The 13,196-nt window shown below is 65.4% G+C and carries 8 protein-coding genes and 3 pseudogenes; 4 read left to right on the top strand and 7 right to left on the bottom strand.

The features are described 5' to 3' along the window. Positions 1 to 50: 50 nt before the first annotated feature. From MPSD_RS13250 to MPSD_RS13240, 3 genes and pseudogenes are all read right to left on the bottom strand, one after another. Positions 51 to 1,049, bottom strand: coding sequence for a Gfo/Idh/MocA family protein (locus tag MPSD_RS13250; protein WP_020787524.1), 999 nt, complete (start codon positions 1,047 to 1,049; stop codon positions 51 to 53). A gap of 44 nt (positions 1,050 to 1,093) precedes the next feature. Next, positions 1,094 to 2,323: pseudogene (locus MPSD_RS13245) on the bottom strand (FAD-dependent oxidoreductase). Positions 2,324 to 2,767: 444 nt separating this feature from the next. Further along, on the bottom strand, positions 2,768 to 3,994 hold the full coding sequence (locus MPSD_RS13240; protein ID WP_232022845.1) for an alpha/beta hydrolase: 1,227 nt from the start codon (positions 3,992 to 3,994) through the stop codon (positions 2,768 to 2,770). A gap of 927 nt (positions 3,995 to 4,921) precedes the next feature. Here MPSD_RS13240 and MPSD_RS30825 point away from each other — a divergent pair. Both MPSD_RS30825 and MPSD_RS30820 read left to right on the top strand, forming a co-directional pair. Then, positions 4,922 to 5,960, top strand: a pseudogene (locus MPSD_RS30825) (AMP-binding protein); the annotation flags it as partial. A gap of 30 nt (positions 5,961 to 5,990) precedes the next feature. Beyond that, entirely contained in the window at positions 5,991 to 6,515 is a 525-nt protein-coding gene (locus MPSD_RS30820) for an AMP-binding enzyme (RefSeq protein WP_375341561.1), read from the top strand. A gap of 24 nt (positions 6,516 to 6,539) precedes the next feature. Here the strand turns inward: MPSD_RS30820 and MPSD_RS13230 are convergent, their stop codons facing one another. Both MPSD_RS13230 and MPSD_RS13225 read right to left on the bottom strand, forming a co-directional pair. Continuing rightward, positions 6,540 to 7,217 (bottom strand): hypothetical protein, encoded by a 678-nt coding sequence (locus MPSD_RS13230; protein WP_020787532.1) that lies wholly within the window; start codon positions 7,215 to 7,217, stop codon positions 6,540 to 6,542. A gap of 59 nt (positions 7,218 to 7,276) precedes the next feature. Then, positions 7,277 to 8,074, bottom strand: coding sequence for an SDR family NAD(P)-dependent oxidoreductase (locus MPSD_RS13225; RefSeq protein WP_015355433.1), 798 nt, complete (start codon positions 8,072 to 8,074; stop codon positions 7,277 to 7,279). A 246-nt stretch (positions 8,075 to 8,320) separates the two neighbouring features. Here MPSD_RS13225 and MPSD_RS13220 point away from each other — a divergent pair. Further along, positions 8,321 to 10,294, top strand: a pseudogene (locus MPSD_RS13220) (flavin-containing monooxygenase). Here the strand turns inward: MPSD_RS13220 and MPSD_RS13215 are convergent. Continuing rightward, complete coding sequence (locus MPSD_RS13215) at positions 10,291 to 11,241, bottom strand: alpha/beta hydrolase (protein ID WP_086085367.1); 951 nt, start codon at positions 11,239 to 11,241, stop codon at positions 10,291 to 10,293. The pseudogene MPSD_RS13220 and the gene MPSD_RS13215 overlap by 4 nt on opposite strands. A gap of 167 nt (positions 11,242 to 11,408) precedes the next feature. Here MPSD_RS13215 and MPSD_RS13210 point away from each other — a divergent pair, with 167 nt between their 5' ends. Further along, complete coding sequence (locus tag MPSD_RS13210) at positions 11,409 to 11,825, top strand: CBS domain-containing protein (RefSeq protein WP_012394342.1); 417 nt, start codon at positions 11,409 to 11,411, stop codon at positions 11,823 to 11,825. Positions 11,826 to 11,883: 58 nt separating this feature from the next. Here MPSD_RS13210 and MPSD_RS13205 read toward each other — a convergent pair whose 3' ends face one another. After that, positions 11,884 to 13,152 (bottom strand): amidohydrolase family protein, encoded by a 1,269-nt coding sequence (locus MPSD_RS13205; protein WP_020787537.1) that lies wholly within the window; start codon positions 13,150 to 13,152, stop codon positions 11,884 to 11,886. Between the last annotated feature and the right edge of the window lie 44 nt (positions 13,153 to 13,196).

The raw sequence follows: 13,196 nt of genomic DNA, 5'->3' as shown, positions 1-13,196 counted from the left end.
AGATACCACATGACCGGGCGCAAGATCCGTGCTGCGACCGCGCTCCAGGTTCAGCTCGGATTGCGCAGCGGAAGGCCTGCGGCGCGGTAGATGGCATCGATGACAGTCATGTTCTGCACCGCGTCCTGCGGTGTCGTCTTGACCGCTTCGCCGCGCAGTATTGCCCCGGTAAAGGCGTCGAGTTGATACGCATACGAGGCCCGGCGGGGAAAGCGTTCCACCCTCCTGCCAATGGCCGACTGGACGGTGAGCCGATGGAAGAGCTGGGGCACAACGGGGTTCAGCACCCGGAGTTCGCCGCGGTCACCAACCACCCGCGCGCTCATGTTCAACAGGTGCGACGACCACATCGAGCACTCGATTCGACCGGAATGTCCTGCCGGAAAACGCAACTCGGCTGTCATCGCACGGTCCACTTCCGAGTCACGCCGTTTTGCTTGCGCTGAAACCACTTCCGGAGTGCCGCCGCCGAAGGTACGAGCCATGTGCACCGCGTAGCAGCCGGCGTCCATCGTCGCGCCTCCGGCCAGGGCGTAGTTGTAACGGATGTCGGAGAACTTTGGCAGCGGAAAACACATCGACGTCTCCACCCGCTGCAGCGTGCCCAGCTCCCCGGAGGCGATGATCTGCTCGATCCGCAGAGTCAGCGGATGGTAGCGGTAGTGGAAAGCCTCCATCACCACGCGATCGGTGGTCGCGGCCAACTGGGCGATCTCGTCGGCCTCGGCGGCATTGGCGGTGAACGGCTTCTCACACAGCACATGCTTGCCGGCGGTCAGCGCGGCTTGGGTCCACCTGCCATGCAGGCCGTTGGGCAGGGGGATGTAGACGGCATCGAGGGTTGGATCGGCGATGAGCGCCTCGTAGCTGCTGTGCACCCGGCTGATGCCGTGTTTGGCGGCAAAGGCCTGTGCGCGTGCGCCATCGCGTGCGGCGACCGCGGCCACCACGGCTTCGACGTTGCCCTGAGCTGGTTTGACGAGCGCCTGCGGCGCTATCCGCGCCGCGCCCAGGATGCCGATCCGCAGTGGGCTCCCGTGTCCTGTCACGGACCGACGCTAGCACTTGCGCCGGCACCGCCGGTGACGCGTGATCAGTCGGTGCGGCCGCCCCGGCGAGCAAAGGCGGGTGCATGCTCGGGCCGGACCCCGACCCCGACAAAGTAGGCCGGGATCACCGACAGCCACGGCACCCGCTCGACCAAGCCGAGCAGAGCCGCCGGCGGGGTCGCGTCCTGACCGCGCAGCAGCGGTCCCAGCAGCCGCCGGTGCAGTAACCGTTGCACGGCCTGGGTTATCACGGTCGGGATGACGCGACGGCGGCGCACTGCCGCCAGGTCCCGACCGGTGACTCGGTGTCCTAGCAGTGGTTAGGCCAAGATGGTCGCTGCCGCGACCGCGTCCTGAACGGCAAGATTGATACCCACCCCACCCAGCGGCGACATCGCATGCGCGGCATCACCGATACACAGCAGCCCATCGATGTGCCAGCGTCGCAGCCTGTTCACCTTCACGTTGAGATGCTTGACATCGTCCATGGAGGCCAGCCCGGCCACGGACTCGGCCGCTTCGGGTAGCAGTGCGCCGATGTCGTGCCGGAATTCCTCGATCCCGCGCTCACGCAGCTTGGCGTCTGTCCCCTTGGGCCCGATGTAGGCGATCTGGAAATAGCCCTCACGTGGGATAACGCCCAGCCCCTTGCCCGGCCCGAAACGCGGCAGGAACGAAAAGTCCGCATCACCTTCGCGCGGCAGCTTGAACCACCACACGTCGAAGTTCACCGGGTAGTCGCGCGCCTTGAGCCCGGCCGCCTGGCGGGCAATGGACCACCGCCCATCGCACGCCACGGTCAGCTCCGCCCGCAATTCACCGGGTCCCTCGGCGCCCTGATAGCGCACTCCGGTGACGCGGCCGCCTTCCTGCAGCAAACCGGTCACCTCGGTATTCATCCGAAGTGTGAAGCTCGGCTCGACTTGGGCGGCCTCGGCCAGCAGGTTCAACAGGTCCCACTGCGGCACCATCGCGACGTAGGGGTGCGGTTGGTTCAGCCGCCCGAAGTCGATATAGGTGACCGAACGCCCGTTCGTATCCAGCGTCGCTTTGCGAACTTCGCTGAAGGGCAGCTCAGCAAAGCGTTCCCACAAGCCCAACTCGTCGAGCAGCCGCATCGTGGTCGGATGCACTGTGTCACCGCGAAAGTCGCGCAGAAAGTCGCCGTGCTTTTCCAGCAACGTGACTTCTACACCCGCCCGGGCCAGCAGAAGCCCGAGAACCATCCCGGCTGGGCCGCCGCCGATTATCGCGCACGTGGTTTTCTCACCCATTTGCGGACAAGCATAAGGGGCGTCCAATGGCACGCCGGACCGGGCGGAGTTCATCGGCGCACTACGGTCGAGCCAATGCTCGAGTCCAAGACACCGTGCACGCCCGCGACGGCGGCCCTGTCTGGTACCCGACGGCCGCCCGCAGCGGCGACATCCTCGATACTGCCTAACGCGAAATCGTCTTGGCGGCATGCGATCTGGCCGCTGGGCCACAAAAGGACGACACGCTGGGAACGCCCGCCACCCCGGCGACACCGTCAAGCTGATCACCGCCGAGCTCGAACATACCTGCCCCACAAGCCAACCCCAACAGACCCGCTCACAGCCCCGCAAGGAGAGGTCGGCGCCCACGATCACCAACAGAACCTGCACCCAATTCCGGTGCTGGGCCGGCGCTGGGGAGCACGCACGTGACCAGGCCCCAGGTTCGCCGCAGATGAAGTCCTAGTCGGCGGGTAGCTCGAGGCCGGCAGGCGGCAACCTGCCCGAGACGAAGAAATCGTTGACGATTGCGCCTAGTGGCTCGCCGGCGCGGCCGTAGGCGACGTGGCCGGCGCCAGCCCATTGCAGATATTGGCCGTGTACGAGCGTCGCAGCCAGCTCGCGGCCCCAGTGCGGCGGTGTCGCTGGGTCACCAGCGACACCGATCACCAGCGTCGGCCCGGAGCCCGCAGCCGTCATCCGGTGCGGCGGCGCGGCGGCCCGCGTGGGCCAGACGGTGCAGGGCAGTACGGACCACGCGCGGCTGGCCCCGGTCAATGGGGCTTCACGTGTCCAGGCGCGGGCTAACGCCGCAACGTCACCGACCTGGGTGGGCGTGGACAGGTCATGACACGCTACCGAGAGATAGGGCAGGTCAGCGGGGTTAACCAGAAGTGCCGGTCCGTGCACGGCGTCGATGACCGGAGCCCAGTTCCCCCGACTGGCCTCGGCGAGTACTTCTCGCAGTACCAGCACCGACGTCTCCGGTTCGTAGGCTGCTGATTCGACGTAGTTGAGCAACCGCAAACCCGACAGCACACGTCCGTCTTCGCCCACGATGGGGCTTTCATCCAGTCTCTCGATCAACGCCTGGATGCGTTGGATTTCTGGGGCGTCGAACTGAGCCCGGATAGCGCGGTCAAAAGCAACAGCCTGATCGTGGCGCAGTGTGGCGTAGTCGTTGGCGGGATTCATGGCCGAATCGAGCACGATGCGGTGAGTGCGGCCGGGGAACATGTCGGCATACACCACCCCCAGGTAGGTACCGTAGGAAAATCCGAAGTAGTCGATGCTCTCCACGTTCATCGCGACGCGCAGCGCCTCAAGGTCGCGTGCAACCTCTTGCGTCCCAACTAAACCCAGAACGCCTCCTCGCTGCGCGGCATCCACCAGCCGAGTTGTCCCCTCCAGACGACTCCGGCGCTGAGCCTCGGTGCGCGGAATGCTGGGTTGATTGCGGACAGCGGCGACAAGCTCATCGCCGGCCAACGCGATGGCCGGCCGGCTCGCGCCTACCCCGCGCGGATCGAAGGTGACGATGTCGAAATCTTGTCGTAGCCGGTCCCAAAAATTGCCGCTGTAAGCCATATCATCGATGCCCGATATGCCGGGACCGCCCGGGTTGGTGACGATTACACCCAGCTTGTGCGCTCCGGTTGCGGGCAGCCGAGCCACGGCCACCTGTGCCATGGCAGATTCAGCTAGGTTCCAATCCAGCGGCACGTTGAGGATGGCGCATTGCATTCCGGCAGCGCCGTTGGCAGCGGCGCATGGAGACCATTCCGACAGTGCGGCCGACTGGTCAGATCCGCCCGCCCAAGCGGCGGCCCAGCAGGTGCCCGCGGCAACAGACAGAACCGTCGCAGCCACACCAAACCAGCGGCGCCAAGTTGTTCTGCGTGGGCCAGCTCGGAGGCGGCGGAAAACCCATCGCGGCCGGGAACTGCCAGGGACTGCCGTCCCCGCGGCTTGCGGCTGGCCGGTGCCCTGCTCGCGAGCCCAATCGATGCCAGCGCCTTCGATGCCGCCGCTCATCGCGATCGACGCGCCCCCCGCACCGCGCCCTCCATCGTTGTTGTTACCGCCGCCGGTGGCAGCAATTGCGTAGGTCCCTGCGGTGCTCTGCACAGTCGAGCCGCACCCGCCGGCCACACCCTGATCACGGTCGCCGCACCGAGCCTCGGACGACATCGCTTGAGCTGTGCGACCGCCGTTGCCACAATATAGGCCTCGGTCCACGCGTGTCCGGCATCCAAGACGCCGTTGCCGACCAACAGGTCAGGGCTTGCTCGATTGGCCGCCGGCACCTCGGTACTCCAACGTCAGGGCGCCTGTCCGCGGTCGCGACCATGTGGCAAGCTGGTCTCGGTTCGACTGGTCACCACGAAGCGAAGTGTCGTGCGTTGCCTGAATAGGTGCGCCCTGGGAAATCTACCGGGACCATCCTGGCGATGGAGAAGAAGCGTCTGTGCCCGCTGCAGATCCGTTCGATTCACAGCAGTGGGATCGCGAACACCTGCTGACCGCCCTGCGCGGGATGATTGCAGCCCAGCTGATCGTCGGTAAGCGACACGCCCGCCAGTTGCCCCAACCCACAACGAATACGGATCCTGATCAATGACAGAGACGATTCAGGCCCTGCTGCAACAGCGCATGTCCGACTCCAGCATTGCCGTGAAATATCATGATCTGCAATGGACTTGGCGCGAGTATCTGGCGGAGGCCGCCGCGCGCGCGGCCGGATTGATCGCCGCCGCCGACCCGGACCGCCCGCTACATATCGGGTCCTTGCTGGGCAACACGCCCGAAATGCTGGCCCAGATGGCCGCGGCCGGGCTGGGTGGCTATGTGCTCTGCGGCCTGAACACCACCAGGCGCGGCGAGGCGCTGGCCGCGGACATCAGGCGCGCCGAATGCCAGATCATCGTGACCGATGCCGAGAATCGCTCGCTGTTGGATGGTTTGGACCTCGCGGATGTAGAGATCTTCGATACCTCGACACCTCGGTGGGCAGAGCTGGTTGGCGGTGCCGGTTCGCTGGTCCCCCATCGCAAAGTCGAAATGATGGATCCGTTCATGATGATCTTCACGTCGGGTACCAGCGGCAACCCTAAGGCGGTACAGGTTTCACGCCTGATGCCCACATTCGCCGGCCGCAGCCTGACCGAACGGTTCGGGGCTGTCGGCTCACGACACCTGCTATGTGTCCATGCCCCTTTTTCATTCCAATGCGGTGGTCGCTGGATGGGCACCCGCGGTGGTCTCGGGCGCGGCGATCGCCCCGGCGAAGTTCTCAGCGACCGGGTTCCTGGACGACATTCGCCGCTATCAGGCCACCTATATGAACTACGTCGGCAAGCCACTGGCCTACATCCTTGCCACGCCCGAACGCGACGACGACGCCGAGAATCCGCTGCGCGTGGCTTTTGGCAACGAGGCCAATGAGAAAGATATCGAAGAGTTCTCGCGACGTTTCGCAGTCCAGGTCGAGGACGGCTTCGGCTCGACCGAGAATGCCGTCATCGTGATCCGTGAACCGGGCACGCCGCCGGGCTCGATCGGCAAGGGTGTCGACGGTGTCGCCGTGTACAACAGCGACTCCGTCACCGAGTGCGCCGTGGCACGCTTCGATGAGCACGGAGCGCTGGCCAACGCCGACGAAGCGGTGGGCGAATTGGTCAACACCATGGGATCGGGCTTTTTCACCGGTTATTACAACGACCCCGGCGCCAACGCCGAGCGTATGCGCCATGGCATGTACTGGTCCGGAGACCTCGCCTACCGAGACTCACAGGGCTGGATCTATCTCGCCGGCCGCACCGCCGACTGGATGCGGGTAGACGGCGAAAACCTTGCGGCAGCCCCGATCGAACGAATTCTGTTGCGGGACAATTCGGTAAACCGAGTCGCGGTATATGCGGTCCCAGATGCCCGGGTTGGCGATCAGGTGATGGCCGCCGTCGTGCCGCACCGGGACCAGCGGTTCACTCCCGAATCGCTTGAAGCGTTTCTGCGCGCGCAACCCGACCTGTCCGCCAAAGCCTGGCCGCGATACGTCCGGATCGCCGCAGATCTGCCCAGCACCGCCACCCACAAGGTGCTCAAGCGACAGCTGGTCGCCGAAGGGACAGCCATCGGCCCGGACGAGGCGCTGTGGGTGCGGGAGCAGCGCGGCACCCGGTACCGAATAGCCTCCGACGAGAGCCGCTAGCGCGGCGCCCGGGCCGGCCGGTAGCTAGCCATCTATCTCCCCGGCGATGCCGCGTTCGATGCTGGCTCTGGTAGTGCCAGCCAAGACCATGAGACCGTCGAGTTCATTGCAGGCCAAGTCGTATGCCCGCGAGCGTTCTTGGGCGGTGGCGGAGCTATCCGCGGCCACCCGCAGCAGGCTCTGGGCACGAGCCAGCCGCTGTTGACCTTCTCGGGAGAAATCACTTCTACGCCGGCGCATCGCCTCGGCTTCGGCGGCGTTGAACGCGGTGACGTAGTTCTGCACCGCATCGAAATACTCTTTGGCCGCATCGCGGTCGTCCAGCAGATCTTCGGCCCGCATAGGACGGTGAAAGTCCGCCGCCAACTTCGCCTTGTGAAAACGGGTCGTGATCGGGTCCCGCATGTCGGCCATCACCGGGAAATCAAGGAGCTTGGCCACGTCGAGTTCATAGTCCAACCAGCGCGTGTTCGTTTCGTCGTGGGCGTCGATCGCGCGTCGTATCGCCCGCCATTGGGCCGGTTTGCTGCCGGGCAGGGCGTCGTCGGGCTGGCCAGCCGCGCGATCCTGCGGGGCGTGGTCGACCGCTCCATCCCCCGACCTCCTGTTGAGCGACGAGATCGCCCGGATGCCCGCATAGATCAGCCCAACGATGGGCGCAATCAGCACCAGCAACTCGACCAACCGAAACAGCAGCCCCACCCAAGCCAGGATGCCATCACCGGCGGGGATAGTCAGCGCCGCCGCGCGCCCCCTTCGGGCTAGCGCTTGTGCAGCTGGCCGGCGGCGATCTCGTCGGCCGCCTTGGCCGCGATCCCCCCACCCAGCCGCGAGGCGATCTCGGGGGCATTGGCGGCAAATCGCGCCAGCGCCCGCTGGCGTAGCGGCGCCACGGTGACCTCGCCGCGATTGCGCTCGATCGCGGTGACCACGGCGGCACCGACCTGATCGGGCCTGCCGGTACCGATCAGCGGCGGAGCGGTCGCACCGGAGTCCGCGAACATGCCCGCGCCACTGATCGCCCCGGGACTCACCACCGAGACGCCGACCCCAGCCGGGCGCAGATCGTCACGCAGGCACAGCGCGAAACCGCGGATGCCGAATTTCGTCGCCGCGTACAGCGACGCACGCGCGGTGGCCGTCTTGCCGGAAATGGACGACACGAAGACGAAATGCCCGGACCCTCGTTGAGTGAACGCCGGGATCAGTTCGCGGGTCATCTGGACCGGTATCTCGAGGTTGACCCGCAACGCGCGATCCACCTGCTCGGCGGTGAAGGTTTCCAGTTTCCCGGATGCTGGCAGGGCTGCGTTGGCGACCAAAACGTCGATCTCCCCCGCCTCGGCGAGCAGGGCCAGCGCGGCACCCGGTTCGGCGAGGTCGCTGACGATCGAGCGATGGTTGCGTCCCGGAAGCGATGCCGCGAGCTGGTCGAGCTCCGCGGGCTTGCGCGAGCTCAGGATCAGCTCCGCACCGCGGTCGGCCAGTGACGAGGCGATCGCCCGTCCGAGACCGCCCGTGGCGCCGGTAACCAGAACAGTCTTGCCGGATAGTTCCATGGGGACGACGGTAGCCGACGCTGCCCGTTGCCTTCGATCCGACGTGACACCGCCGCACCGGTGCCCGAGGTCAGCCACCGCGCACCGGGGCATCGACCGACGCTTTGAGACCAGCCGAGAACCACACTGCGGGAGTAGGTTTGGGGCGCGCGGGGGCGCCGGCGCGCGCACTCACCGATCGGGCATTGGACCGCACCCCCGCCCGGGGCTGGCCATGGATGACTGGCCGTACGTATCTTGATGTCAATGGCCTTCTCCGATTGTGGCCACGCACCGTCCGCCGTACCCGCGGGGCCCGCGCGGTTGACCGGCATGCCGTTCCACGATTCCGACGATGTCATTCGGGCCGCCCTCGCCGAGGCCAGCGCTCCGGCGCTGCTGATGTCGATGGTGCACATGACCGGCAATTTGGGCTTGCTCGACGAACTTCCGGGCCCGTCGATGCTGATCGCCATGGACATCCAGGGCGGCATGAGCGAAGAGGACAAACAGACCGTCCGCGAGCGTGCCTTCGAGGTGGTGCGCGACTACCGCGACCGTGGCTGCCCGGCGCCGTTCCTCCCGAACCGGGTCCAGCTGCAGACCATGCTCGACGTGGCGTCGGCCGGTCAGGTTACCGACGAGTTCATCGACTACATTGCCGCGGATCTACGGATCTCAGACGCGGACCAGGATGGCCCGCCGCTGCGATCCACTCCAAGTCAACGCAGTGGTTTCCCAGTCTTGGTCATCGGTTGTGGCGAAGCGGGGCTACTGGCCGGAATTAAACTCAAGCAAGCCGGTCTGCCGTTTGTGATCATCGAGAAGCAGGCTGGGGTCGGGGGCACGTGGCGGGCCAACCGATATCCGGGCTGCCGCGTGGACATCGCGAACCATTACTACGCGTACTCGTTCGAGCCCAACGACCATTGGTCGCATTCCTACTCCGAGCAGCCCGAGATCCTGAACTACCTCAATGACGTGGCCCAGCGCTACGAGATCACCCCGCATGTCAGATTCAACACCGAAGTTGTCGGCGCCGCTTAGCAAGACGAATCGGATAGCTGGGCGGTGCGGATCCGCGGCCACGACGGCAGCGCCGAGGTGCTCAGCGCACGCGCGGTCATCTGCGCGGTCGGCCAGTTCAGCAATCCGGTGATCCCGGACATCAAGGGCGGCAAGGATTTCGCCGGTCCGTCGTTCCACACCGCCGATTGGGACGAGCGCGTTGAGCTCGCCGGCAAGCGGGTCGCGGTGATCGGAGCCGGCGCCAGCGGTTTTCAGCTGGTGCCCGCCATCGCCGACATGACCGAACGGGTCGACGTCTACCAGCGCACCGCGCAATGGATGGCGCCCAACATCAACTACCACGCGGCCGTCAGCGATCCGGCCAAATGGGCGGTGCGCCATCTCCCCTACTACGGCAGGTGGCTGCGATTCGTGACCTGGTGGCCGATCGCCGACGGTGCAGCCCACCTGACGGTTATCGACCCGGACTGGGAGAACGGCGGCTTGTCGGTCAGTGCCGCCAATCACCAAGTCCGCGAGCTGTTTATCGCCTGGATGCGGGCCTTCACCGATGATGAACAGCTGCTGGCGAAGGTCACGCCGAACTATCCGCCGATGGGCAAACGCACCCTGCAGGACAACGGAGCATGGCTCAAAACCCTGCAGCGTGACGATGTCGAACTCATCCGCGAGGGCGTTGCCGAGATCACCGCCCACGGGGTGATCACCCGCGACGGTGTGTACCGGCCGGCCGACGTCTTGATCTGGGCCACCGGATTCGACGTCAACCATCAACTGGGGCCCATCCGCGTTCGGGGCTTGGACGGCGTTGAGCTCAACGACCTGTGGGGCGACGCCGCCTACGCCTATCTCGGCATCAGCGTGCCCGGCTTCCCCAACTTCCATTGCATGTACGGCCCGGGTACCAACGCCGTCAACGGCGCCAGCATCATCTACAACTCCGAGTGCCAAATGCGCTACATCCTGGGCTGTATCGACATGGTGCTGTCCGAGGGGGCTCGCTACGCGATGCTGCGAGACGGGGTGTGTAGTGACTACAACCAGCGCAGCCAGCGGCAGCTCGAGACCATGGTCTATACCCGCCCTGCGGTGTGCAGCAGCTACTACAAGAACGCGGCGGGTGATGTGCCCACCCTGTTCGCCTGGCGCATCCTGGACTATTGGAACTGGACCAACCGCCCCGACCGCAACCACTACGAGTTTCGGCGCTAGGGGGCCTGAGGCTGGTCGCTGACGGCGGCGTGCAGGTGCGTTCGCAGGAACTGGCACTGACTGGCGAAGAACCCCAATGACACCTGCGCATTCGGCGCCAACAGATCGAATGCGTGGAAGGCACCGTCGGCGATCTGCTCATGGACCTTGACACCCGCGTCGCGCAGGCGCGCGGCATAGTCGAGGCATTCCTGATGAAACAGGTCCAGCGTTCCGACGCCGATCCAGGCCGGCGGCAGATTCGACAGGTCGGCACGTCGCGCCGGTGCGGCCGTGCTGGGGTCTGCCCCGGCCAGATACAACTGCCACGCCTGTTGGTTGTCCCGCTCGCTCCACATGATGCGCTTGTGGCCGTTCGGACCGGAGCCGGTGCGGTCGTCGAGCATGGGGTACACCAACATCTGCAGCACCGGTTCCACATCACCACGGTCGCAGGCCAGCTGAACCAGCGTGGCCGCGAAAAGATCGCCGGCACTGGCACCGGCCACCGCGATCCGCGACGGATCGACCCACTGCTGCTGGCGCAGCCACAGCAACGCCGCATAACAGCCCTCGACGGGGGTCGGATAGGGGTGCTCGGGCGCCAACCGGTAGTCCACCGCGGCCACCGCGACGCCCGCCAGATGAGACAACTTGCGGCAGTACTGATCCTCCTGAGCGGCGCTGCCCATGACCGTTCCGCCGCCGTGGATCCAGAGCAGGGCCGGGCCCGGATCCGGCAATCCGGCTGGCCGGTGCAATCGCACGCTGACCGCGTCGTTGACGGCCACCACCGGCACATCGCGCAGACGTCCAGTAATCCCAGCCAGCTTCATCAGCGCACGTGGCAGCTTGAGGCCGCGATGCAACCCATAGCCTCGCGGCAGGATCCGGGAGATCGCCCGCAAGGCGGGGTCGATTGCGTCGGGCTTGGTGAAGGCCGGCGGACCATCGGAACGGGCTTGCATGCACCATACGATTGCACATCGAGGTGTCCGCATGGGCCTACACCGGTACCGGCGGCGGCCCGGGCGACCCTAGCGGCCATCGGCGGACATGCCCGCTACCCAAGGCCATCTGAATTAATGACTCAAGTCACTTGAGTGTGCATACGAGGCTAGGTGAGCATAGGTGGGTGACTACCCTTCCTAGTGCCGGATCGCTGTCGATCTCCACCGTTACCGGCGACCCCGTCGCGCGAGTTGTCGCTGACGCCACGGTCGCCGACGTCGCCAACGCGATGATCGCCGACAACGTCGGAGCGATCGTGATCGGGGACGACGACCGGCCTGCCGCCCTGGTGAGCGAACGCGATGTGGTTCGCGTAGTAGCGACCGGCAAGGATCCGAATACGGTGCCCGCCCTCGACGTTGCCAGCACCAAACTGGTGTGGTGCGACTCCGACGCCACCGTCGATCAGGTAGCGAACCAGATGATGGAACACTACATTCGCCACGTTCTGGTGGAACACGATGGCATACCGGCGGGGATCGTCTCGGCTCGTGACCTGCTCGGCGTCTACTGCTCCGATGCCGTTTTGGACTCGGACTAGGGCGGTGCGCGGCGGCTCTGCGTCGTTCTCGGCCGGCCCGGATCGGCCGTGACAATCCTCAGAATGCCTCTGGATTCTGCGCGATGGCGACCGGTACCGGGTGCTGGTAGAGCCGCGCCGCATTCTCCCAAGTGATCTTGCGAATCACGTCGGCGGGCAGTCCGTCGAGTTGTTCATGCATGGTCTGCTGGGTGTGCGGCCAGGTCGAATCGCAGTGCGGATAGTCGGATTCCACCATGATGTTTTCCGTACCGATTCGATGATGCTGCACGAACGAGGACTTGTCCTCCACCGCGCAGAACCAGAAGTTTCGCGTGAAAACCTCTGCCGGCGTCAAGCTTTCGCCCATGGCCCGCCAAGTGCCATACATCTCGTGATAGCTCAGCATGTGGTCGAGACGATCGAGCAGTCCGGCAACCCAACCGATTCCCCCCTCGGACAGGCAGATCTTGAGATCCGGAAATCTGCTGGGCAGGCCGGAATACAGCCAGTCCACGGCGCCGGAGATGGCGTAGGCGAAGAACAGCACGCCCGGGACATCCGCAGGTGCGTCATCGGTGGTCGACGGGGACGAACCCGACGATCCGATATGTAGGTTCACCACCGTGCCGGTCTCGGCGCACGCCGCCATCATCGGGTCCCAGTGGCCCGAGTGAATGCTCGGCAGTCCGAGCATCGCGGGGTTCTCGCTGAAGCTGACGGCGCGAAATCCGCGCTCGGCGTTCTCATGGATCAGCTGCGCGCCCGCACTGGGATCCAGCAGCCAGGGCAGCTGGCAGGGAATGATCCGCTCCGGATATGGTCCAGCCCAAGCTTCCAGGTGCCAGTCATTCCAGGCCCGCACCGCGGCCCAGGCGAGTTCGGGATCCTTGGTCACCTGCTGCAGCCGCTGGCCGGCAAACCCCGGCAGAAACGACGGGAAGTTCAGCGATGCGTAGACACCATTGAGATCCATGTCCTTGATGCGCTCATGAATATCCCACGCACCCCTTCGCATTTCGTCAAAGCGCACCGGCTCGAAGCCATATTCCGAGACGGGTCGCCCTACCACCGCGTTGAACCCGACGATGGGCAGTACCTGTCCGTCGTAGACCCACACCTGTCCGCCGTCGTCGGTCTCGACGACTCGCGGTGCGCGGTCGGCGAACCTCTGCGGCAGACGTCCGGTGAAGGTGTCGGGCGGTTCGACGATGTGATCGTCCACCGAAATCACCGTGTAGCGGCGCCGCGCCCTGGGCGGATCCGTCAAGAAAGTGACGCTGCGATCTGCGCCGGTCTTCGCCGTGGTGAAGCTGAGGTCGCTGGCCAGTTCGTCGATCGATTTCATCGTCGGCAATCTCTCTGCAGTGCTGGGTGATTCGCGGTCATCGG

It is taken from the genome of Mycobacterium pseudoshottsii JCM 15466, assembly GCF_003584745.1.
GTDB classification, from domain to species: Bacteria; Actinomycetota; Actinomycetes; order Mycobacteriales; family Mycobacteriaceae; genus Mycobacterium; species Mycobacterium marinum.
This window is presented reverse-complemented; position numbering and strand designations above follow the sequence as displayed.